The sequence below is a fragment of the Nonomuraea longicatena genome, assembly GCF_039525605.1.
Lineage (GTDB): Bacteria > Actinomycetota > Actinomycetes > Streptosporangiales > Streptosporangiaceae > Nonomuraea > Nonomuraea longicatena.
On record NZ_BAAAHQ010000038.1, the window covers coordinates 49,376 to 70,628 of the forward strand.

At 70.9% G+C, this 21,253-nt stretch carries 21 protein-coding genes; 14 read left to right on the forward strand and 7 right to left on the reverse strand.

Translation table 11 applies throughout. The features are described 5' to 3' along the window. Positions 1-261: 261 nt before the first annotated feature. The gene (locus tag ABD120_RS29965; RefSeq protein WP_343953519.1) at positions 262-1,998 is read left to right on the forward strand and encodes a hypothetical protein; all 1,737 of its coding nucleotides are present in this window, start codon (positions 262-264) and stop codon (positions 1,996-1,998) included. Here the strand turns inward: ABD120_RS29965 and ABD120_RS29970 are convergent. The 3 genes from ABD120_RS29970 to ABD120_RS29980 all read right to left on the reverse strand — a co-directional run bounded on the left by ABD120_RS29970 (position 1,989) and on the right by ABD120_RS29980 (position 5,999). Further along, the gene (locus ABD120_RS29970) at positions 1,989-3,410 is read right to left on the reverse strand and encodes an ATP-binding protein (protein WP_343953520.1); all 1,422 of its coding nucleotides are present in this window, start codon (positions 3,408-3,410) and stop codon (positions 1,989-1,991) included. The two genes, ABD120_RS29965 and ABD120_RS29970, sit on opposite strands and share 10 nt — an antisense overlap. Next, positions 3,407-5,056: an NAD(P)/FAD-dependent oxidoreductase gene (locus ABD120_RS29975; RefSeq protein WP_343953521.1), complete on the reverse strand. Its 1,650-nt coding sequence runs from the start codon at positions 5,054-5,056 to the stop codon at positions 3,407-3,409. The genes ABD120_RS29970 and ABD120_RS29975 overlap by 4 nt, the downstream gene beginning before the upstream one ends. A 316-nt stretch (positions 5,057-5,372) precedes the next feature. Further along, the gene (locus ABD120_RS29980) at positions 5,373-5,999 is read right to left on the reverse strand and encodes an NAD(P)-dependent oxidoreductase (protein WP_343953522.1); all 627 of its coding nucleotides are present in this window, start codon (positions 5,997-5,999) and stop codon (positions 5,373-5,375) included. Positions 6,000-6,613: 614 nt separating this feature from the next. On the opposite strand from ABD120_RS29980, the gene ABD120_RS29985 reads away from it, so the two are divergent. Continuing rightward, positions 6,614-7,204 (forward strand): TetR/AcrR family transcriptional regulator, encoded by a 591-nt coding sequence (locus ABD120_RS29985; protein ID WP_343953523.1) that lies wholly within the window; start codon positions 6,614-6,616, stop codon positions 7,202-7,204. A gap of 249 nt (positions 7,205-7,453) precedes the next feature. Here the strand turns inward: ABD120_RS29985 and ABD120_RS29990 are convergent, their stop codons facing one another. Beyond that, positions 7,454-8,101, reverse strand: coding sequence for a nitroreductase family protein (locus ABD120_RS29990; RefSeq protein ID WP_343953524.1), 648 nt, complete (start codon positions 8,099-8,101; stop codon positions 7,454-7,456). 212 nt (positions 8,102-8,313) lie between these two features. On the opposite strand from ABD120_RS29990, the gene ABD120_RS29995 reads away from it, so the two are divergent. Next, positions 8,314-8,787: a MarR family winged helix-turn-helix transcriptional regulator gene (locus ABD120_RS29995; protein ID WP_343953525.1), complete on the forward strand. Its 474-nt coding sequence runs from the start codon at positions 8,314-8,316 to the stop codon at positions 8,785-8,787. 84 nt (positions 8,788-8,871) lie between these two features. Here ABD120_RS29995 and ABD120_RS30000 read toward each other — a convergent pair whose 3' ends face one another. Continuing rightward, on the reverse strand, positions 8,872-10,332 hold the full coding sequence (locus tag ABD120_RS30000) for an MFS transporter (protein ID WP_343953526.1): 1,461 nt from the start codon (positions 10,330-10,332) through the stop codon (positions 8,872-8,874). A 167-nt stretch (positions 10,333-10,499) separates the two neighbouring features. On the opposite strand from ABD120_RS30000, the gene ABD120_RS30005 reads away from it, so the two are divergent. Together ABD120_RS30005 and ABD120_RS30010 are read left to right on the forward strand one after the other, a co-directional pair. Beyond that, the gene (locus ABD120_RS30005; protein ID WP_343953527.1) at positions 10,500-10,856 is read left to right on the forward strand and encodes an ArsR/SmtB family transcription factor; all 357 of its coding nucleotides are present in this window, start codon (positions 10,500-10,502) and stop codon (positions 10,854-10,856) included. A gap of 255 nt (positions 10,857-11,111) precedes the next feature. After that, a complete protein-coding gene (locus ABD120_RS30010; RefSeq protein ID WP_343953528.1) occupies positions 11,112-11,747 on the forward strand; it encodes a MerR family transcriptional regulator in 636 nt (211 codons plus the stop codon). Positions 11,748-11,786: 39 nt separating this feature from the next. Here the strand turns inward: ABD120_RS30010 and ABD120_RS30015 are convergent, their stop codons facing one another. Further along, positions 11,787-12,638 (reverse strand): DUF72 domain-containing protein, encoded by an 852-nt coding sequence (locus tag ABD120_RS30015; protein ID WP_343953529.1) that lies wholly within the window; start codon positions 12,636-12,638, stop codon positions 11,787-11,789. 446 nt (positions 12,639-13,084) lie between these two features. Between ABD120_RS30015 and ABD120_RS30020 the strand changes: the two genes are divergently transcribed. The 6 genes from ABD120_RS30020 (at position 13,085) to ABD120_RS30045 (ending at position 17,233) form a co-directional block, all read left to right on the forward strand. Then, positions 13,085-13,330, forward strand: a complete 246-nt coding sequence (locus ABD120_RS30020; protein ID WP_343953530.1) for a hypothetical protein — start codon at positions 13,085-13,087, stop codon at positions 13,328-13,330. Continuing rightward, positions 13,327-13,716, forward strand: a complete 390-nt coding sequence (locus tag ABD120_RS30025) for a type II toxin-antitoxin system VapC family toxin (RefSeq protein WP_343953531.1) — start codon at positions 13,327-13,329, stop codon at positions 13,714-13,716. Before ABD120_RS30020 ends, ABD120_RS30025 begins: the two co-directional genes overlap by 4 nt. Before the next feature lie 183 nt (positions 13,717-13,899). Next, positions 13,900-14,655 carry an SDR family oxidoreductase gene (locus ABD120_RS30030; RefSeq protein ID WP_343953532.1) on the forward strand — a complete coding sequence of 252 codons (756 nt, stop codon included), beginning with the start codon at positions 13,900-13,902 and terminating at the stop codon, positions 14,653-14,655. Between the two features lie 69 nt (positions 14,656-14,724). Next, positions 14,725-15,807: a beta-ketoacyl-[acyl-carrier-protein] synthase family protein gene (locus ABD120_RS30035; RefSeq protein WP_343953533.1), complete on the forward strand. Its 1,083-nt coding sequence runs from the start codon at positions 14,725-14,727 to the stop codon at positions 15,805-15,807. Between the two features lie 32 nt (positions 15,808-15,839). Further along, positions 15,840-16,370, forward strand: coding sequence for an RNA polymerase sigma factor (locus ABD120_RS30040; RefSeq protein ID WP_343953534.1), 531 nt, complete (start codon positions 15,840-15,842; stop codon positions 16,368-16,370). Continuing rightward, on the forward strand, positions 16,367-17,233 hold the full coding sequence (locus tag ABD120_RS30045) for a hypothetical protein (protein ID WP_343953536.1): 867 nt from the start codon (positions 16,367-16,369) through the stop codon (positions 17,231-17,233). Before ABD120_RS30040 ends, ABD120_RS30045 begins: the two co-directional genes overlap by 4 nt. On the opposite strand, the gene ABD120_RS30050 is transcribed toward ABD120_RS30045, so the two are convergent. After that, a complete protein-coding gene (locus tag ABD120_RS30050) occupies positions 17,220-18,179 on the reverse strand; it encodes an N-acetylglucosamine kinase (protein WP_343953537.1) in 960 nt (319 codons plus the stop codon). The genes ABD120_RS30045 and ABD120_RS30050 overlap by 14 nt on opposite strands. Before the next feature lie 80 nt (positions 18,180-18,259). Between ABD120_RS30050 and ABD120_RS30055 the strand changes: the two genes are divergently transcribed. The 3 genes from ABD120_RS30055 to ngcE are packed head-to-tail and all read left to right on the forward strand — an operon-like array spanning position 18,260 to position 21,252. Beyond that, a complete protein-coding gene (locus ABD120_RS30055; protein WP_343953538.1) occupies positions 18,260-19,129 on the forward strand; it encodes a MurR/RpiR family transcriptional regulator in 870 nt (289 codons plus the stop codon). After that, positions 19,130-19,864: a sugar isomerase domain-containing protein gene (locus tag ABD120_RS30060; protein ID WP_343953539.1), complete on the forward strand. Its 735-nt coding sequence runs from the start codon at positions 19,130-19,132 to the stop codon at positions 19,862-19,864. A gap of 14 nt (positions 19,865-19,878) precedes the next feature. After that, positions 19,879-21,252, forward strand: coding sequence for an N-acetylglucosamine/diacetylchitobiose ABC transporter substrate-binding protein (gene ngcE, locus ABD120_RS30065; RefSeq protein WP_343953540.1), 1,374 nt, complete (start codon positions 19,879-19,881; stop codon positions 21,250-21,252). Position 21,253: the final 1 nt, after the last annotated feature.

Sequence of the window (21,253 nt, forward strand, 5' to 3'; positions counted from 1 at the left end):
CTCTCCTCGGAAACCAAGCGCTCGCTTGGGTAGCGTATCAGGGCGCATGGGATCCCGCCATGAGCGCCCACCGCCGTGACGGCGGGCGGCCCTCGCCCGCACAGGAGCGTCTCCCTGGAGGCCCTCGGCCGGAGTGCGGCGGGTGGCGGTCAGGACGGCTGTGCCGTAGGGGATGGGCTTCTATCGGGCCCGCACCTAACGCGGGCGTAACCACATCGGGTGACGGGCGCGTTAGCGGCCGGACGGTGCAATTGCCGTCCTATGGACGGCACCGCGCTTCTCACCCGCCCCACCCCGACCGCCCCCGCGCCCCGCAGGTTCCGGGCGCTGCCGTGGCTGCTGGTCGTCGGGTGGGGGGTCCAGCTTCTCGTCCGGCTCTGGATCACCCGCTACTCCACCGGCCCGGTCGCCAACCCCGACGAGACCGGCTACCTGCTCGCCGCCCGCCTGTTCGCGGGCGGCGTCGGCGGCGACATGTCGAGCCACACCTTCTACCGAGGCGGCTACCCGCTGTTCCTCGTCCCGGTCTTCTGGTTCACCGACGACTCCGTCACCGCCTACCGCGCGATCTCCGCGATCGGCTCGGCCGTCTCCGCCGCCGCCTTCCCCCTTGCCTACGCACTGCTCCGCCGCCTCGGCCTGGCCCTGCGCCCCGCCCTCGTCCTCGGCTTCGCCGCAGGACTGTCCCCGGCCGTCGTCGTCTTCGCCGGGCTCGCGCTCGTCGACGCCGTCCTGCCGACGCTGGTCCTCGCCTGGCTTCTCGCCCTGTACGACCTGGTCGACCGGGGCACGGCCGCGCCCGCCGTCGCCTGCGGCCTGCTGTCGGGCCTGGCACTGTCGATCCACCTGCGCGGCACCATCGTCTTCGTGACCTTCGTCCTGGCCGTCACCGCCCTGCTGATCCTCAGGCGGCTGCCCCGCCCCGCCGCCCTCTGGGCCCTCGGCTCCGCCGCCCTCGCCGCCGGACTCGGCCTGGCGCTCAACGCCCACCTCGCCGCAACCCTCTATTCCGGCGGCACCCGCGACCTGTCCGGCCAGGCCATGCAGCGCATGACCAGCCTCGACGGCCAGGCCAGAGCGCTCGCCGGCGCCGCCGGGCAGATCTGGTACCTCGGCGTCGGCACCTGGGGCCTGGCCGCCCTCGGCCTGGTCGCCGCCCTCGCCCTGCTCGTCCGCACGCTCCTGGCCCGCACGCTGCTCATCCGCGCCCGGGGTAGCGCCGTGCCGGGACGGCTCGCCCTCCTGGTCGTGGCCGCCGCCCTGCTGATCGTCACCCTCGGCATCGCCTACACCTCCGCCGCCGCCCTCCCCGACGAGCACCGTGTCGGCAACTACGTCTACGGCCGCTACCTCGCCGCCGTCGCCGTCCCCTGGACCGTCGCGGGCATCGCCGTCCTCGCCCGCGCCGCCCGCCGCGCCGTCCTCGCCGCCACCGGTGCGGCGGCGGCCCTCACCGTGGCCATGGGCGCGCTGGCCGCCTGGCACGCCGGCGACCGCCTCACCCGCTACACCTTCATCGCCTTCGACTTCCCCGAGGTCATCTTCCTCACCCGGCTCAACGACCGCCTCGACCTGGGCCGCACCATGGCGATCGCCCTCCTCCTGCTGGCCGGCCTCGCCGCTGCCGCGATCGCCGCCCGTACCCTCACCCGGCGCCAGTGGGGTACGGCGCTGCTGGCCGCCGCCCTCGCCGTCCCGAACCTCGCCTTCGTCGCCCACCTCGCCCCCAAGGCCGCGCCCAGCGGACCCGGCTGGCTGCCCGAGCCGCCCCGGCACGGCCCCGTCGCCATCGCGCGCGAGGTGCACTGGGGTGTCCACACGCCCATGCAGTGGTTCGTCTCGTGGAGCCCCCTCCAGCGGTTCGAGGGAGACACCCCGCCCGCCGACGCCTGCTCCGCCATCGTCAAGCCGGACGCCGCCGCCCCGCCCCAGGGCTGGACGCTCGTCCGCAGGAGCCGGCACTGGCAGCTCTGGACCCGCTCCGGCTGTCAGACCTGAGAGTTCTCCCGCAGCGGCAGCCGGACCTCGAACCACGTGTCACCCGGCACGGACCGGCACCTGATCTCGCCCCCGTGCCGGCCCGCGACGATCCGGTAGGAGATGTCCAGGCCCAGACCGGTGCCCTCGCCGACCGCCTTCGTCGTGAAGAACGGCTCGAAGATGCGCTCCCTGATCGCCTCCGGCACGCCCGGACCCGTGTCGCCGATCTCGACGATCGCCCAGTCGGCGTCGTGCACGGTCCTGATCGTCAGCGTGCCCTCCGCGCCCATCGCGTCGAGGGCGTTGTGGATGAGGTTCGTCCACACCTGGTTGAGCTCGCCGGCGTACGCGGGGATCTGCGGCACCGTCCGGTCGTAGTCGGTCACCACCGAGATCCCCGGGCCGATCTTGCCGCGGAAGATGGTGATCGTACTGTCCAGCAGTTCGTGCACGTCCACCATCTGGAACGGCGCCCGGTCCATCTGCGAGTACTGCTTGGCGTCCTTCAGCAGCTTGGTGATGCGCTCGGTGGCCTCGGTGATCTCGTTCAGCATCTGCGAGATCTCGACCGCGTCCGCCAGCCAGCGCAGCGCCCCCGGCGCGTACTCCCGGCCCACCTGGTCGATCACCTTGTCCAGGTTGCTGTCGTCGAAGCCCGCGTTCACCAGCGCGGGCGCGAGGTCCCACGCGTCCTCCACGCCCAGGTCCTCCAGCGACTCCCCGAGCGCGTCCTCCGCGTCCGACACCTCCAGCGGGGTACGCGCCCGCAGTCTGCCCACCGCCGACACGCACCTGTCGGCCATCTCGATCAGGTGGCGGAGCTTCTGCGGCGCGATCCCGTCCTCGGCCAGTTGCGCGAGCTGGATCCGCGACTCCTTCGTGAGCTGCCGCAACTCGCCCACCGCCCGCACCGCCGCGGCCGCCGGGTTGTTCAGCTCGTGCGTCAGCCCCGCGGTGATCGTGCCGAGCGCGGTCAGCCGCTCGCGCCGGTCGATCACCTCCCTGGCCATCCTGCCGCCCGACAGCATGCCGTCCAGCAGGTGCATCGCCATCGGGAACCACTCGGCCACGATCTGCGCGAACTTCTTCGCCGGCAGTATGAACACCCGGCACGGCGCCGTCGTCCGCAGCGTGTGCTGGTAGGTCTGCGGGGCGCGGTCGCCGAGATAGGCCGCGACGGCGCCGCCGTACACGCCGGGTTGCGACACCCTCGGCATCACCACCGTCCCCGCGCTGACGGTCTGCTGCACCATCTGGATCTCACCGGAGATCAGTACGGCGAGGCACTCCGCCGGCTCGCCCTGCGTCACGATGTTCTCGTCCGGGCCGAACTCGACGATCTTCCCGCTCTCCGCCAGCTTCGTCAGCTGGCCGTCGTCGAGCCGCTCGAACAGGAAGAGCTTGCGCAGCTCGGCTATGTCAACGCTCATTGCTTCTCCAGGTACCGGTGGACCAGCGAGACGGCCATCGCCCCCTCGCCGACGGCCGAGGCCACCCGCTTGATCGAGTCCGCGCGCACGTCCCCGGCCGCGAACACGCCGGGCACGTTCGTCTCCAGGAAGTACGGCTCCCGCCGCGCCGTCCAGTTGCGCGGGCGCTTACCGCCCTGCACCAGGTCGGGGCCGGTCAGCACGAAGCCGCGCCCGTCCCGTTCCACGGTCTCGCCCAGCCAGTCGGTGTACGGCTCGGCGCCGATGAACACGAACAGCCACTGGGTGTCGACGTCGCGTTCCTCCCCCTTCGTCGCCACCGTCACCCGCTCCAGGTGGTCGTCGCCGTGCGCGGCGCTCACCTGCGTCTGGACGTGCACCTCCACGTTCGGAAGCGCGGCGATCTGCTCGATGAGGTAATGCGACATGGACGCCTCCAGGCCCTCACCTCGTACGAACAAGTGGACCTTGCTCGCGAATCCCGCCAGATAGACCGCCGCCTGCCCGGCCGAGTTCGCCGCGCCCACGACGCACACCTCGCTGCCCTGGCACAAGGGGGCCTCCGTCAGCGCCGCGCCGTAGAAGACGCCCCTGCCCACGAAGTCCTCCAGGCCGGGAGCGTCCAGCCTGCGGTAACTCACCCCCGTCGCCAGGATCACCGAGTGCGCCGCCACCTCGCCGCCACCCTGGAAACCCACCACCCGGGCCTGCCCGTGCGCCTCCAGCCGCGTCACCTTCCTGGCCGTCAGCAACTCCACGCCGAACTTCAGCGCCTGCCGCCGCGCCCGGTCGGCCAGCTGGGCCCCGGAGACGCCGTCGGGGAAGCCGAGGTAGTTCTCGATCCGCGAGCTCTGACCCGCCTGGCCGCCCGTCGCCAGCGACTCCACGAGCATCGTCCGCAGGCCCTCCGACGCGCCGTACACCGCCGCGCCCAGCCCCGCCGGGCCGCCGCCGATCACGATCAGGTCGTAGAAGTCCGTCGCCGGGCTCGTCGACAGGCCCACCGCCGTCGCCAGCGTCTCCTGGTCGGGGGACTCCAGCGTCGTGCCGTCGGCCGTGACCACCAGCGGCAGTCTGCAGTCCTGGCCCGCCGCCGCGATGAGCTGCGTCGCATCGGGGTCGTCGGACAGCATCCACCGGTACGGCACCTGGTTCCTCGCCAGGAAGTCCCTGACCGCGTACGACGGCGCCGACCACCGGTCGGCCACGACCCGGAGCTCGGCCCGCTCCTGGCGGTCGGCCCGCTGCCAGGCGTCCAACTGGTCGTCGATGACCGGGTAGAACTTCTCCTCCGGCGGATCCCACGGCTTCAGCAGATAGTGGTCGAGGTCCACCACGTTGATCGCCTGGATGGCGGCGTCCGTGTCGGCGTACGCGGTCAGCAGGACGCGCCGGGCGTACGGGTACATGTCCATGGCGGCTTCGAGGAACTGCACGCCGTTCATCTGCGGCATCCGGTAGTCGGCCAGGATGGCCGCCACGTCGTCGCCCCGCAGCCGCATCTCCCGGACTGCCGCCATGCCCTGGTCGGCCGCCTCGGCCCGGACGATCCGGTACTGCTGACCGTAGCGGCGCCTGAGATCGCGAGCCACGGCTCGCGAGACGCCGGGGTCGTCGTCGACCGTCACGATGACCGGCTTGTCCATGCCCCTGCCTTCCCCATGCTTCTTAAGGGAAGGATGTCATGCCTTGTCCACCCGGGGTCCGGCCGCTCCCGCCCATCCCACACCGGTACCTCTGGTCAACTACCGGTGCCTGCCGGCCCATCGCTCTCGCCCACCCCGACCGCCCCTCGCCGATTCCACCGCCCATACGGACCCTGTGGGGACCTCGAACCATCACTCTGCCCACGGCCGAGCCTGGGGGCAGTCCGGATCAGCCCGGGATCAGTCCGGATCAGCCCGGGGATCAGTCCGGGGGCAGTCCGGGGGCAGTCCGGGGGCAGTCCGGATCAGTCCGGGGTCAGTACGCGACGTCCACGGCGTGCCGGTAGGTCTTGGGGTCGCCCACCACCTGGAGGACCGCGTCGGCCAGATCCGCCCGGCCGATCGCGAGCCCGTTCCTCAACCCGACGTCCAGCGCCGTCCGATAGACCCCGCGAGCGGGGGAGTCGAGCAGCCGAGGCGGCCGGACCACGGTCCAGTCCAGCGGGAGCCGGTGGACGATCTTCTGCAGCCGGACGTGGTCGTCGTACGAACCCTTCAGCACCGTGCTGCGCAGCACCATCTTGAGCAACCGCTGCGGAAACCCGTCCGACGGCGTGTTGACCAGCCCGTTCGTGACGATCACCGCGCGCTTCACCCCGGCCGCCGTCATGGCCTCCACCGTGTTCTCGACACCTCGCGTGTACACGGCCGTGCTCCCGAACCCGGTGGGCCCGACCAGGTACACGACGGCGTCGGTGTCGGTGGCGATCTTGAGGGTCCGTGGGTCCATGACGTCCCCCTTGACCACCTCCAACCCCGGATGCTGCTCGTCCACCGCCTCCGGCCGGCGAGCGACGGCGGTGACGAGATGCCCCTCCTCAAGCGCCCGCCGCACCACCAGCCGCCCCGTGCCCCCCGTCGCACCGAACACCGTCAGCCTCATCCCGACCCCCATCTGATTCCGCCCGTCCCTGACTGTCGAACTCTGCTTCTCACCGGCGCAGCGGAGAGCTCCACGCCCCACCCGCGCCCGTGCACCCGCCACACGCACGGACACCCGCCCACACGGCCGGGCCCGGTTCGCACGGACGCGGCTCCCGCCCGCACGGACGTGGCTCCCGCCGCGTGGGCGAAGCTCCCGCCGGTGTGGCCGGGCGCTCGCCCGTGCGGACGTGGCACCTGCCCGCTCGGGCCGGCGCCCCTGCCCTAGGGACCGGCGCCCGCACGGGCGAGCCGAGGCCCGCCCGTGCGGAGACCGCCCTCCCACGCGGCCGGGCGTCCGCCCGTGCGAGCCGGGGCCCGCCCGTGCGGAGACCGCCCTCCCACGCGGCCGGGCGTCCGCCCGTGCGAGCCGGGGCCCGTCCGTGCGGACAGCACCTGCCACGCGGTCGGGCGTCCGCCCGTGCGGGAGAGGGCTCCCGCCGCAGGGACGGGCGCCTGCCGTGCGGGCGAGGTAGCACGCCCACGTGGGCGAGGCGCTCGCCCGTGTGGGAGGGGTGCCTGGGCAAGGTGCGTACGAGTGGTTAGTGAGTACTCACTAACCACTATGATGAGTGAGTGCCTACTCACCGTCAAGCCGGGGACACGAGGGCGCGCATCGTCGCCGCCACAGAGCGGGCCATTCGCGAGTACGGCATAGCGGGCGCGACCACCAAGCGCATCGCCCAGTTGGCCGGTTGCTCCGAAGCGCTCCTGTACAAGCACTTCGACGGCAAGGAATCCCTCGTCCTCGCCGTGATCCTCGAACACGCACCCGTGCTGGCGCCCGCGCTCAAGCGGCTGGGCGACTCGGCGGGCACGGGGGATCTGGCCGCGAACCTGACCGAGTTCGCCGTGGCGGCCGTGGAGTTCTACACCAACTCCATCCCCACGGCGGCGGGCGTCATGACCGAGCCCGCGTTGATGGCCGGGTTCCGTGAGATGCTGGCCGCCAACAACTTGGGGCCGCACATGCCGATCAGGGCCCTCGGCGCCATCCTGTGGGGTGAGCAACAGGCGGGACGTGTCCGACCCGGCGCCGACTGCGACGCTCTCGCCGTACTCCTCATGGGCGCCTGCTACCAGCGGGCGCACCTGTCGGCCTTCGTCGACCTCCCCGACACGAACGAAGCCTTCGCCGACACCGTCGTCCGGACCTTGTTGACGTAGCCGTCCGCGTCGAACTCGGAAAGCGTCGAACTCAGGGGTGTCGAACTCAGGGGTGTCGAACTCAGAGGTGTCGAACGCGGAAAGTGTCGAACTCAGAAGTACGGTCGCGCGCGTCCGCCTCAGTGAGCGATCTGCGGCCGGGCCTCCTCTGACGGTTGCCGCGCGCGTGTGGAACTTCTCGCCGCTGAACGGGTGACTTCCGCGTTGAGCCGTCACCGCCCGTGACATCCCCGGCCGGGTGCGGCCGGCTCACCACCGTTCCCAGTGCAGGACCTCCTTGCGGGGGATGCGGTGAGCGGGCTTGAAGCCGGTGCCGATGCTGAAGGCCAGGGGGATGAAGGCCGCCAGCATCACCTCGTCGTACGGTACGCCGAGCACCCTGGCCAACTCGCGTTCGAGCGGCCCTTGCGCGGTGGTCCACACGGTGCCCAGGCCGCGCGCCCGAGCGGCCAGCATGAAACTCCACACTGCGGGCAGGATCGATCCCCACGTCCCCGCCTGTACGGTCGCCGGGGCTCGGTCGGTGCGTCCCTCCACGCCCGGGATGACGAACGCGGGCACCCGGTGGATGTTGTCGGCCAGGTGCCGCAGGCCGTCGAAGACCCGCTCGGTGGAGCCGGAACGGTGGTTCATCCTGCGCACGTCGCCTTCGGTCAGCGGCTGCCCCGTGGCCAGGGGGAGGGCGCGGAGGAAGATGTCGGCCACGGCCCGCCGCTGCTCGGGCTCGGTCACGACCATGAAGTGCCAGCGCTGCCGGTTGCGCCCGGTCGGTGCCTGCACGGCCAGGTCCACGCACTCCTCGATCAGCTCGCGCGGGACCGGGCGGGTGAGGTCGAGGCGTTTGCGCACCGCGCGAGTGGTGCTCAGCAACTCGTCGGGGGTGAGATCCAGCGTCACGATATGCCTCTTTCGAGCAGTGGGTGCGGGACATGCTCGCCGTCTCGTCCACCAGTTGGCGGCCGACGTCGGGTCACGATCACCCTCCGTCTGCATGCAGACAGTTGGTGGACAGATGATTTAGACCGTATGGCCACAAATAATCTGCTGTCAAACAGTCTGCGTGGAGATGGGTTTGCGATAGGCTGACGGCTGAACGCAAGGGGAGAGTGATGGCGACGACGACCAGGACGACGGATCGCGGGGCGGCCTACTTTCCGCAACTCGCCGCCGAGCGGTTGGACATCGCGCTGTGCCGGGCCTCGGCCGCCGTGTCCCGCGCGGCCGAGGCGCATGCCGCCGGGGAAGGGCTCGGGGTCGGGCAGCATCTCGTGCTCCAGATGCTCGACGTCGTCGGCCCCTGCTCCCAGCAGACACTCAGCGAGGAACTCCGGATCGACCGCAGCGTCATGGTCGGCATCTGCGATGAGCTGGAGCGGGCGGGCCACGCCCGCAGGGAACGCAACCCCCGCGACCGGCGCTCGTACGCCGTCACCATCACCGACTCGGGCCGAGCGCGGCTCGCCGAGGCCCAAGCCTCGATCCCCGCCTTCCTTGAGGACACCTTCCAGGCCCTCACCCTCGACGAGCGCGGCCAGTTGAGCGCGATTCTCGCCAAACTCCTGCATCCCGGGGTCGATCGCTGACTCATGGGCAGGAGGTACGGCCTGTCGCCGTCCGATCGGCAGGGGTTCCGGTCCGAACCGGACGATTCGCACTTCCGACGTGGTTCAGCGGATGGCTCGATCCTGTGTGGGTTCCGGCGGGTTGGTGACGGTCATGGTCTTGGCGGGCCGCCGTAGGGCGAGTGTGACGAGCATGCCCGTGATCATCGCGGCCGCCACCAGCAGCACCACGAGTACGGAGCCGTCGGCGATGGCGGTCCGTAGCGCGTGGCCGGTCTGGCCGTCGACGCCGAGGTCGGCGATGGCGACGAAGACCGCCAGACCGATGGCGTTGCCGATGTTGAAAGCGGTGGAGGCGATCCCGTTGGCGACGCCCTGCTGATGGGCGGCGGTGCCCGTCGCGGCCGTGATCCACATGGCGGTCCAGACGATGCCCTGCCCGATACCCGAGACGACGAGCCCGGGCACGAGCAGCCCGTACCCGGCGTCGGCGCCGAAACCGAAGGCGAGCGCCGCCGTCCCGACCATACCGGTGGCGAAGCCGGTCAGCAGGGTGGCCCGGGCGCCGGACCGCGTGGTCAGACGCTCGCCGAGTTGAGTGCCGGCGGCGATGGCCAGCGAAGGGATGAGGAAGGCCAGTCCGGTCTGCAGGGCGCTGTAGCCGTGCACGTTCTGCATCAGGACGGTGAGGAAGTACGGCAGCACGCCGAAGGTGGCCATGTAGATGAAGGTGACGGCCATGCCGACCGTGAGGCTGCGGTTGCGGAACAGCCGGAACGGCATCAGCGGGTCGGCGCTGCGAGCCTCGACGATCGCGAAGATCGCGAGCAGTATCACAGCCAGGAGCAGGGCGCCGATCACCAGTGGGCTGTCCCAGCCCACTTCGGGGCCTTGGACCAGGGCGAAGACCAACAGGGTCGATCCGGCGGTGACGCTCAGGACTCCTGGGACGTCGAACCTCCGGCGTTCGCGCCGCGCCGGGTCCGGCGGGATGGCGAACAAGGCCGCCACCGCGACGAGCACGGCGAGCGGGACGTTGACATAGAAGACGGCGGGCCAGCCGAAATTCTCGGTGAGCAGGCCGCCGAGCAGCGCGCCCACGGTCAGGCCGCTGGCGCCGGCGCCGCCCCAGATCGCGAGAGCCCGATTGCGCTGGGGGCCCTCGGCGAACAAGGTGTTGATCAGTGCGAGGGTGGACGGCAGCAGCAGTGCGCCGCCGATGCCCTGGACGGCGCGGGCGGCGATGATGACCTCGGGGCTGTCGGCCAGGCCGCCCGCCAGCGAGGAGACGGCATACAGGGCGAGGGCGAGGACGAAGAGGCGGCGGCGGCCGAGCAGGTCCGCCGCGCGGCCGCCGAACAACAGGAAGCCGCCGGCGAAGACGACGTAGGCACTGACCACCAGCTGCTGGGTCTGTCCGGGAAAGCCCAGGTCGGAACCGATCTGGGGGAGTGCGACGAACACGATGTTCAGGTCGAGCGCATAGATGAGCTGGGCGAGGGCCAGTAGCGCCAAGGTCCAGCCGAGACGTCGCTTGGCGCCGCTCGGGGTCTGCCCGTGCGGCATGGGTGAATGGGACATGTGATGGGGCGCCCTTCGTCGGTGCTGTTCGGGACTACGGCCGTCGGTGGGACGGGCGGCTCTCCGAAAGACTGTACGTAGTTTTACGTACAGTCGTACAGTTCGCAAGCGGGTGGCGCCGGATTGTTCGTATGTCGCGGTACGGTGGGACTATGAGCGTCCGTCATCCCGATCGCGATCAGATCCGTGTCGAAGACGTCCTGTCGGCAATGGGAAACCACCTGCGTCTGGAGGTCGTCCGGCTGCTCGACGCCGGAGGCGAGCACAACTGCACGAGTCTGCTGAACGTCCTGGGTGTCACGGCGAAGTCGACCATGACGCACCATTGGCGGGTGCTGCGCGAGAGCGGTGTCATCTGGCAGCGGCCCTCCGGCAGGGAGAACCTCCTCACCCTCCGCCGCGAGGATCTCGACGCGCGCTACCCGGGACTCCTCGACGCCGTCTTGACCGGCGCCCTCACCGACAGCCTGACACCGGCTTCCCGTACCCGGGCCGACTCGGAAGGGTGATCGTGTCCTGGCGGGCCCGCAGCAGTCGCTGGGCAGGATCCGGGCGATGGTGTCCAGGCCGGCGGCGTTCCGCTCCGTGCGTTGATCGTTCTATCGGTAGTGTGGCGAGACAGAGGGCATGACATGGCGTGCCGCGGTCGGCGTGCGCGAGCGCCTGGTGCGGCGCCAGGGTCATGGTCGGGGTGGGCGCCCCTTGGGGCGGCGCGGGCGGGTGCTGCGGGTGGCGGCACTGTCGGATAGCGCTATTATCTAGTGATGCGTATCTCGGAGCTGAGCGCCCGGTCCGGCGTCGCCCTGCCGACGGTCAAGTACTACCTGCGGGAAGGACTCCTCCACCCGGGCGAGCAACTCGCCGCCACCCGTGCCGACTACGACGACTCCCACCTGCGCCGTCTTCGCCTGATCCGGGCCTTGCTGGAGGTCGGCAAGCTTCCCGTGGCGGGAATCAAGCAGATCATCGCCGCCGTCGAGGACGAGACCATGCCCGTTCACAGGATGCTCGGGACCGCTCAGTACGCCCTCTCCCCGGCCGTCGCCCCTGAAGCCTCCGAAGCCTGGGAGCAGGCCGCCGCCGAGGTGGACGACCTGGTGGACGAATACGGCTGGGACATCCACGCCCGCGCGCCCGCCCGCGCCGAACTGACCGAGATCCTCGTCCGCATGCGACACCTCGGCATGAAGGCCGACCTGCGACCGTATGCCGAGGCGGCCAATCGGCTGGTCACGGAGGTGGAGATGAGCAAGGTCCCGTTCGACGGCCCTCGGGACGCCGCCGTGGAGGCGCTGGTCCTGGGCACCGTCCTGTACGGCAGAGCATTCGACGCCCTCCGTCGCCTCGTCCAGGAGTCGGAGTCCGCCCACCTCCTTGGCCGGCCCGCAGCGCAGGGCTGACCGGCTCGGCGCCGCTGGAGCTTGTCGAGTGCGCCGACCTCAGAACAAGGTGAGCGGCTCGACCGGTTCCGGCGTGGGCAGCGGCGCCAGGTCGGGTACCCGTACCCGCACCTCCTCATGGAACCTGCGAGCCAACGGCGGCGCCTCCGCGTTGTCCGGCGTGTGGATGAAGACGGTCGGCGAGCGGCCCTCGCGCAGCCAGCCGACGACCGTCTCCACCCAGAACGCCCACCCTTCGACCGTCTGATCGGCGTCATCGCGCCCGATGTACCGCACGATCGGCCACCCGGTGAGCGCCCGCGCCCTTCTCGGCAGCCGAGGCTTCTTGGTCCACGCCTCTCGCTCGGCGTCGCTGGTCGGCGGCTGCTGGAACAGCGCCACCGTGTCGAACGGCACCCACTCCGCCCCTACCGCACCCAGTACGTGCTCCAGTCGCGCCGCCGTACGGTCGTCGGTGAAGAAGTCCCGGTGCCGCACCTCGACCGCCACCCGGCGCCCCTCGGGCAGCTGCCGCAGGAACCCCGCGAGCACCCCCAGATCGCCGGGCCCGAACGACCCGGGCAACTGCACCCACAACGCGTGCTCCCGGCTCCCCAGCGGCTCGACCGCGTCGAGGAAGGCCGTCAGCTCGGTAGCGGCTCCGCTGAGCCGCCGCTCGTGCGTGATCGTCCTGGGCAGTTTGATCACGAACCGGAAGTCGGGGTCCGTCTGTGCCGCCCACGTCTCGACGGTGCCGCGCGCCGGGGTGGCGTAGAAGGTGGTGTTGCCTTCGACGGCGTTGCACCAGCCCGCGTACGCCCGCAGCCGCTCGGTCGGCGGCAGCGGATGCGGCACGAACCGCCCTTGCCATGGCGCGAGCGTCCACATCGCACATCCCACATGAAGCCGCATCCCCCGACGCTATCGGAGCTTCAGGCACGGTGTTCGGGCCGCTCCGCCCCGCGGCGCGAGTCTGCGACGGCACGGGTCCGTGGCCGCACGGACGGGAACAGAGCAGGGCCTGGGCCTATAGTCGCCCCTATGGATCTCGGTATCGCGGGCAAGGTCGCCCTGGTCAGCGGGGGCAGTGCGGGCATCGGGCCGGCGGCGGCCAAATCCCTGGCCCGATGCCCGCACCTCTGCGCCAGCGCGCGCAACCAGGAACGCCGTCATGGAGCTCCAGGAGTTCGGCGGCATCGTCCACGACGTCGGCATCAGGTCTGAGGAGAACCCGTAGCCCGGTTCGACGAAAACGCCGTGACGCGGTCGGATGCCACTTGTCGGCGCGAGAAAGGGCTTGGCCACCGGCTACGCTGAAGATGCACCTCAGGTAACGCGACCGAAGGAGTCGAGCGACGGTGAGCGTGGACCTCGAACACGAGCCCATTCATGACCTCGCCCGCCGGGTCATCCGGCTGGCCGAGGAAACCCAGCACGCCGCTCAAGTGCTCGAACGCCGTCTGGATGCGCTGGAACGACGCTCCGGAGCCGCCGACAGAGCCGAGCGCATCCTGAGCGTTGCCGCCGACATGCGAACTCGCCTCGGTCAGGACCGGCTGTCCGTTGAAGACCTGTACGACCCGGACACCGGCCTTCCCGCATGATCATCGATTCCAGCGCCATCATCGCCGTCATCAACGGGGAGCCTGAAGCCGTCCACTTCGCTCAGGCCATCGCCGCGGCCGTATGTCGTATCTCAGCTGTCAACTACGTCGAAGCGGCCATCGTGGCCGACAATCGCGGTGAGGCCATGCGTGACGCTTTCGACACGCTCGTCAACGAGATGGGTCTTATCGTCGAGCCTGTAACACCCAATCAGGCCAGGATCGCGCGTCGGGCGTACCAGACATATGGCAAGGGCAACCACTCCAAGGCCAAACTCAACATGGGTGACTGCTTCGCCTACGCCCTCGCCAAGGACCTCGATCAGCCCTTGCTCTTCAAAGGCGAGGATTTCCCGCACACTGACATCACTCCCGCACAGCCATAACGGTCCTGTCCGGGGGGATCGCAGAGATTCCCTGCGGGAGCATCGTGTGCCGCAGGGACTCGCCCGCAGTTGCTCGCTGTAGCCGAACCCTTCCCGCGCTCACGCCTGTGGACGTGGGGGCGTTGGTGCTCACGGCGGGCTCAACTCGGCCCAGCTCGCTCGCCTGGGCCTATAGTCGCCCCTATGGATCTCGGTATCGCGGGCAAGGTCGCCCTGGTCAGCGGGGGCAGTGCGGGCATCGGGCTGGCGGCGGCCAAGTCTCTGGCCCGCGAGGGCGCGCATCTCTGCGTCAGCGCCCGCAACCCGGAACGCCTCGCGAACGCCGTCGTGGAGCTACAGGAGTTCGGCGGCATCGTCCACGCCGTCCTCGCCGACGTGGAGGACCCCGCCGCGGCCGTCCGGGTGGTGGCCGAGACGCGTGACGTGGTCGGCCCGGTCGACATCCTGGTCGCCAACGCCGGGGGCCCGCCCGCCGGCCGGTTCGTGGACGTCGGCCTCGCCGACTGGGACGTGGCGGTGCAGCGCAACCTCCTCGGCACGGTACGGCTGGTGCACGCCGTACTCCCCGAGATGCGGGCGCGCGGCTGGGGCCGGATCGTGACGATCACCAGCAGGTCGGTGCGCGAGGCCATCGACGGGCTGGCGCTGTCGAACGCCACCCGCGCAGCGGTCGCCGGAGTCGTCCGTACGCTCGCACGCGAGGTGGGCCGCGACGGGGTGCTGGTCAACAACGTGCTGCCGGGTCCGATCGACACCGACCGGCTGCGTGAACTGGCCGGCGACGGCCTGGCCGGACGCGGCGAGGCGGTCCCCGTCGGGCGGATCGGGCGCCCGGAGGAGGTGGGGGACGTGGTGGCGTTCCTGGCCAGTGCGCGCGCCTCGTTCGTGAACGGGGTCTCGATCCTGGTGGACGGCGGGGAGAGTCACGTCATCGCCTGACCGAACAAGCGCTTGCCCGCAATGGGCGCCCGGGCTACCGTGACGGCAGCCGGTCAGAGGAGCAGCGCCATGCCGAGGAACCCGACGCCGTTCACCGGGCAGGCGGCCGTCGCCGGGATCGGCATGACCGCGCTCACCCGGGCCTCAGGCCGTACCGAAGAGGATCTCGCCGTCGCGGCCTGCCGGGCCGCGTGCGCCGACGCCGGCATCGAACCCCGCGACGTGGACGCGATCCTCAGCTACCACCTGGGCGACTCGGCCCCGGTGATCCAGGTCGCCCGCGCCCTGGACCTCGACCACCTCGGCTGGCACAACGACATAGCGGGCGGCGGCACCCAGACGGCCTCCATCCTGGGAGACGCCGCTCTCCTCATACAAGCCGGTTTAGCACGAAATATCCTGGTCTATCGGGCGTTGAATGGGCGATCCGGGCAACGGGTCAACCGGCTTCCCACCGGACCGCCCGACGCGCGGCGCCACGGCATGGCCGGACCCGTCCCCATGTTCGCCCTCGCCGCCACCCGCTACCTCCACGACACCGGCCTCACCGAGCGGCACCTGCACGCCGTCGTCGCCCAGTCTCGCACCAACGCCGCCACCAACCCCCGCGCCCTGCGCCGCGATCCCCTGCCCCTGTCCGACTACCTGGCGGCGCCGTACGTCTGCACCCCGCTCCGCACCGTCGACTGCTGCCAGGAGACCGACGGCGCCTGCGCCCTCGTCGTGAGCGGCGTCCTCGACGGCCCGCGCGTGCGCGCGGTGGCGCGCGGCGGCGGTCCCGGCTGCTCCGCGATGGACCGCGCCGCCGACGTGAGCGCGATCTTCTCCTCGTACGTCGCCCCCGCGCTGTGGGGCAGCACCCACCTGAAGCCCGTGGACGTGGACACCGCGCTCCTGTACGACGCCTACTCCTGGCTGGTGCCGAGGCAGCTCACGGACTTCGGCCTGGCCGACGATCCCGGCCCCTACCTGCTCGAACGCCGCCACGACTGGGTCAACCGCCACGGCGGGCTGCTGTCGGAGGGCTACGTGCACGGCCTCAACAACGTCGCCCAGGCCGTCCGCGAGCTGAGGCAGGACCGCGAGGTCGCCCTGATCACCGGCTTCGGCGGCTCGTACGGCAGCGCCGCCCTCCTCACCGCAGACGGGTGAAATGCCGGCGATCCCCGCGACATGGACAGAGTGTGACCACCGAAGCTGAGCGGTTCGCGAGCGTCTACGCCGCGACCTACGAACAGATACTCGGCTACGCCGTCCGCCGCTGCGAGGACCCGGAGGACGCGGCCGACGTCGTGGCCGAGACCTTCGCCACCGCCTGGCGCCGCGTCCACGCGCTGCCGGACGGCGACGAGGCCCGCCTGTGGCTGTACGGCATAGCCCGCAAAACCCTGGCCAACCACCGCAGAGGCCGGGTGCGCAGACAGCACCACAGCGCGGAACTCGACGCGGACGTGGCCGATCTGTACGCCCACGACCCCGACTCGGCCGTGGAGTTGAGCACGATCGCCCGCACGTTCCGCGAGCTGTCCGACGGCGACCGCGAACTGCTGTCGCTGGTCGCCTGGGAGGGCCTGGACCACGCCGAACTGGCGAAGGTCCTCGGCGTCTCCCGCAACGCCGTACGCATCAGGCTCCACCGCGCCCGCAAGCGCTTGTCGCGCGCGCTCCGCGCGGCCGGAGTGACGTCCCACCACCTCGTGACGGAGGCGAAATGAACGACTTGAAGCACCTCGCACGAGTGCGCGACGAGGAACTGTCCGGCCGCGCGTCCGGTGCGGGGGCCCGGACGCTGCTGGCCTCGATCATGACGGAGCAGCCGAGGCGCAGCCGCCGGGGCCGCTGGCTCACGGCCGCCGCGATCACGGGCGTGCTGGCCACGGCGGCGGTGGTCGCCCCGGTCGTGGTGGACGGCGGGCCGTCGCAGTCGTACGCGAACTCGGCGATCGAGGTGTGGCGCGACGGCGACACCCTCCGCGCCCGCATCAAGGACATGCAGGCCAACGAGAAGAGATACGAGGAGGCGTTCGCGGCGATGGGCGCCAAGGTGCGGCTGGACCGCGTGCCCGTCACACCGAACAAGGTGGGCAGCCTGATCAGGGGCGGTAGCGGAGGCGGGGCGGTGGGCGGCCGAACCGGGTTCGGCACGGATCCGGCGGGCTGCCTGCTGACGAGCCCGGACTGCGTCCTGGTGATCGGTGTCTCCGGGGTGGGGACGGAGCACTTCTTCCTGGTAGGTCGGCAGGCCGAGCCCGGTGAGACATACCAGAACCCCGCGACCGCCACCGACGAGGGCGGGCAACTCGCCGACTACCCGGTGGACGAGAAGACCGTGGGCACGGTCCGCCCGGTGATCGAGGCCCGGGGTCTGGAGATCGTCTACGAGATCATCGAACCGAGCCCGGACGGCCAAGGCTTCGGTGCGAACCCCAAGGACCAGAATCGGCCGGTCGGCGCGGACTGGGTGGTGTGGGAGGCCATGGACCTGCGGCAGGGCGTCGTCAAGCTGCTCGTCTCCGAGAAGCGGGTGGCGAAGAACCCGATCTACGGCGGCAGGAAGAGCGAGGTCAGCAAGGGCTAGCCACGAACCGCGCGTGCGCCTCGGCGGCCGAGGCACCGAGCCCTTCGCGGGCCGACAGCCACGCCGCGGCCCCGGCGGCGTCGCCCGCCGTGCGCACGGCCACCGAGGCGCCGAGCAGTTCCTCGACGCGCTGACGCACCGGGCCCGGGTTGGTGAGCACGCTGCCCGCCAGCACCACCGGCCCCTCGACGCGCACCCGGCGGACGGTCTCCACCAGGTGCGCCGCCGCCTCGCGGGTGATCACCAAGGCCATCGGGTCACCCGCCGAGGCGGCCTGCCCGACCAGCACGGACAGCGCGGCCAGCCGCATGTGGTCGGCCTGCGCGAGCTGGATGATCCGCGCGGCCGTGAGCCTGGGCGTCGCCCCGCGCGCCGCGCCCAGGAAGTGCTCGGTGACGAGGTCGCCGAGCAGCCCGGCGGGCAGCTCCCGGTCGAGGGCGCCGACCTCGCGGCTCGCGGCGGCGCGGCCGATCCAGAAGCCGGATCCGGCGTCGCCGAGCAGCCAGCCGAGCCCGTCGGCCGTTGCGTCGAGCCGGTGGCCGACGATCCGGGCCGCGATCGCGCCCGTGCCGGACAGCAGCATCGTGCCGTCGGGCTCGGGGGAGCCGGCCGCGTACGCGGTCACGACGTCGCCGCTGATCTCCAGCGGGCCGCCGACGCCGCTCGCGGACCACAGCCGGGCGAGTTCGGCGTCGAAGTCGTCGAACACGCCCGCGGTCTTCCCCGCGACCCCGGCGTGCGAGGCGACGACGCGGGCGGCGTCGAGGCCGTCGAGCGCCCGGGTGAGCGCCTCGCCGATCGCGGCGGCGGCCTTGGGGACACCGTGCGCGGTGGGGTTGCCCGCGCCCGCTCTGCCGTAGCCGACGCGGGTGCCGTCGAGCCGGTGGACCGACACGCGGGTGGAGGTCGCGCCGGCGTCCACACCGATCACGAGCGCATTTGTCACGAACCTGATTGTGGGTCTTGACTCGACCGAGAAGCAAGAATAATTTTCGCCAGAAGACCGAGTATTCGGAAGGAATATTCGTGACTTCAGGTGCCCTCAGACGCGTCGAGACCGAACTGCCCTCTCTGCCCGAGGCATTGCGCCGGGTCGGAGAGGTGATCCTGGACGACCCGGCCGAGGCCGCCCGCTCGACGATCATCACGCTGGCCGAGCGCGCGGGCAGTTCCCCGGCCACCGTCACCCGCTTCTGCCGCGCGTTCGGGTTCTCCGGATACGCCGAACTGCGCGTGGCCCTCGCGACCGAAATGGGCCGGGCCGCCCAGGCGGGCTGGGGCGCCGGGGTCGGGCACGAGATCGGCCCGGACGACCCCATCGAGTCGGCGATCCAGGTGATGGCCCAGGAGGACGCCCGCATCCTCCAGGACACCGCCGCCCAGCTCGACCCCGCCATCGTGACGGAGGTCGCCGAGGCGATCGTCGCCGCCCGCCGGGTCCTGCTCGTGGGCGTCTCCACCAGTGCCAACGTCGCCAGCATGCTCGAAGGACGGCTGCGCCGCATCGGCATCCCGGTCTGGAGCACCGGCGACCCCCACGTCGCCCTGGCCGACGCCGCACTGCTCGCCGAGGGGGACGTCGCCGTCGGCATCAGCCACCGGGGGCGTACCCGCGAGGTCATGGAGACGCTGGTCGAGGCGTCCGGGCACGGCGCCACCGCGGTCGCGGTCACCTCCTCCGCCCGCTCGCCGCTCGCCGACCTCGCCGACCTGGTGCTGACGACGGCGAGCTGGGAGCCCGCCTTCCGGCTCGGCGGCCTCACGGCCGTCCACTCCCAGCTCCTGGTCCTGGACGCGGTGTTCGTCGCCGTCGCCCAGCGCACCTACGAACGCACCAACGAGGCGTTCCACCTGACGATCAACGCGGTCGAGAGCCACCGAGTGGAAAGAGGCTGAATGTCGTACGCAAGCCAGGCCCTGCACCTGGCCGGGCAGGTCGCCGAGAGCCAGCGCGACCCGGTGCGGCGGGCCGCCGCGCTGATCGTCGCCTCGCTGCGCGCGGGAGGCGTGGTCAACGCCTTCGGCTCCGGCCACTCCGAGGCCATCGCCATGGAGATCGCCGGACGCGCGGGCGGGCTGGTGCCCAGCAACCGCCTCTCCCCGCGCGACCTGGTCCTTTACGGCGGCGAGCCGGCCTCCGTCCTCACCCCGGAGCTGGAGCGCGACCCCACGGTGGCCCGCCGCATCTACGACCTGGCGCCGGTCGAACCGCAGGACGTGTTCGTGCTCGTCTCCAGCTCCGGCGTCAACGGCACCGTCGTCGAACTGGCCACGCTGGTCAAGGAGCGCGGCCACCCGCTCGTCGCCATCACCTCCGTCGCGCACAGCACCGCGATGGCCTCCCGCCACCCCAGCGGGCGCAAGCTCATGGACCTCGCCGACGTGGTGCTCGACAACGGCTCCCCGTACGGCGACGCCGTCCTCACCCTCGAAGGCGGCGGCACCTACGGCGCGGTCTCGACGATCACCTCGGCCCTGCTGGCGCAGATGGTCGTCACCACCGCGATCGACGAACTCGTCGCCCTCGGCGAGTCACCCCCTGTCTACCTGTCGGTCAACATGACCGGCGGGGACGCGCACAACCAGGCGCTGGAGAGCCGCTACGCAGGTCGGATCAGACGTGGAGCGTAAGGAGATGTAAGCCCGTGAACGACACCCCCCGCATGTCCCGGCGGGCGCTGCTGCGCAGCGCCGCCCTCATCCCGGCCGCAGGGGCGCTGGCCGCCTGTGCGACCCCGGCGGCCCAGCCCACGGCCGGTGCCTCGCCGGGCGCCGCCAAGTCGCTGGAGGTGTGGGTCTTCGACGGCGGCTTCGGCCACAAGTACGCCACCGACATCCACCAGCCGCTGTTCAAGACCAAGTACCCCGACGTGACCGTCAAGCACAACTTCACCAAAGAGGTCACGAAGATCCTCCAGCCGCGCTTCGCCGGCGGCAACCCGCCCGACGTCATCGACAACTCCGGCGCCAACGCGATGGACTTCGGCGCCCTCGCCCAGGACGGCCAGCTCCTCGACCTGGCCCCGTTGCTCGACGCGGAGAGCTGGGACGACCCGTCGGTCAAGGTCAGGGACACACTCGACCCGTCGGTGATCGAGATCGGCACCTACGACGGGAAGTTCCACGTCGTCGGGTACGTCAACTACATCTACGGCATCTGGTACTCGATGAAGGCGTTCAAGGACAACGGCTGGGAGGTTCCGAAGACCTGGGACGCCTTCCTGCAGCTCTGCGAGACCATCAAGAAGTCCGGCAAGATGGCCCCGTTCACCTACGCGGGCAAGCACCCGGGCTACGCCCTCGACCCGATCCTCACGATGGCCGCCAAGATCGGCGGCAAGGACGTCCTGCGCAACCTGGACAACCTGGAGGACGGGGCCTGGAAGGCCGAGGCGCTGAAGGAGTCGGCCACCCGCTGGGCCGAGATCAGCGCGAAGTACCTCATGGAGGGCACCAACGGCCTCGACCACGTACAGACACAGACCGCGCAGAACAAGTACCAGGTGGCCATGCTGCCGTCGGCGTCCTGGCTGGAGAACGAGCAGCGCAGCACCACCCCCGAGGGCTTCGACTACGCGATGTTCCCCATCCCGGACGTCACCTCCGCCGACAAGATGCCCTACGGGGCCCTGCACACCCAGCCGGGCGAGAACTACCTCGTCCCCGCCAAGGCCGCCAACACCCAGGGTGGCATCGACTACCTGAGGGCGATGCTGTCGGTGAAGGCGGCGGGCCAGTTCATGCAGATGGTCTCCACCGTGCCGACCGTCAAGGGCGCGGGCGAGGGGCTGGAGCTGAGCACCGGCGTCAAGAGCGCCGCCGACGCCTACGCGGCGGCGGGCGACAACACCGTCTACTTCCGCTGGAACGCCTGGTACCTGCAGCTCAAGGACGAGTCGGCGGCCGCGACCGGTGAGCTCATGAGCGGCCGGATCACCCCCGACAAGTTCCTCGAACGCATGCAGAAGAAGGCCGACGAGATCAAGGCCGACTCCTCGATCAAGAAGTACAAGCGCTGAC

Excerpts from the sequence above, each read along its gene's own strand:
- ABD120_RS30025 (WP_343953531.1), top strand. The coding sequence starts at position 13,327 with ATGATCATCGATTCCAGCGCCATCATCGCCGTCATCAACGGGGAGCCT.
- ABD120_RS30015 (WP_343953529.1), bottom strand. The coding sequence starts at position 12,638 with ATGCGGCTTCATGTGGGATGTGCGATGTGGACGCTCGCGCCATGGCAA.
- ABD120_RS30030 (WP_343953532.1), top strand. The coding sequence starts at position 13,900 with ATGGATCTCGGTATCGCGGGCAAGGTCGCCCTGGTCAGCGGGGGCAGT.
- ABD120_RS30045 (WP_343953536.1), top strand. The coding sequence starts at position 16,367 with ATGAACGACTTGAAGCACCTCGCACGAGTGCGCGACGAGGAACTGTCC.
- ABD120_RS30005 (WP_343953527.1), top strand. The coding sequence starts at position 10,500 with ATGAGCGTCCGTCATCCCGATCGCGATCAGATCCGTGTCGAAGACGTC.
- ABD120_RS30060 (WP_343953539.1), top strand. The coding sequence starts at position 19,130 with ATGTCGTACGCAAGCCAGGCCCTGCACCTGGCCGGGCAGGTCGCCGAG.
- ABD120_RS29970 (WP_343953520.1), bottom strand. The coding sequence starts at position 3,410 with ATGAGCGTTGACATAGCCGAGCTGCGCAAGCTCTTCCTGTTCGAGCGG.
- ABD120_RS30000 (WP_343953526.1), bottom strand. The coding sequence starts at position 10,332 with ATGCCGCACGGGCAGACCCCGAGCGGCGCCAAGCGACGTCTCGGCTGG.
- ABD120_RS29995 (WP_343953525.1), top strand. The coding sequence starts at position 8,314 with ATGGCGACGACGACCAGGACGACGGATCGCGGGGCGGCCTACTTTCCG.
- ABD120_RS30010 (WP_343953528.1), top strand. The coding sequence starts at position 11,112 with ATGCGTATCTCGGAGCTGAGCGCCCGGTCCGGCGTCGCCCTGCCGACG.
- ABD120_RS29980 (WP_343953522.1), bottom strand. The coding sequence starts at position 5,999 with ATGAGGCTGACGGTGTTCGGTGCGACGGGGGGCACGGGGCGGCTGGTG.
- ABD120_RS29975 (WP_343953521.1), bottom strand. The coding sequence starts at position 5,056 with ATGGACAAGCCGGTCATCGTGACGGTCGACGACGACCCCGGCGTCTCG.
- ABD120_RS30035 (WP_343953533.1), top strand. The coding sequence starts at position 14,725 with ATGCCGAGGAACCCGACGCCGTTCACCGGGCAGGCGGCCGTCGCCGGG.
- ABD120_RS29965 (WP_343953519.1), top strand. The coding sequence starts at position 262 with ATGGACGGCACCGCGCTTCTCACCCGCCCCACCCCGACCGCCCCCGCG.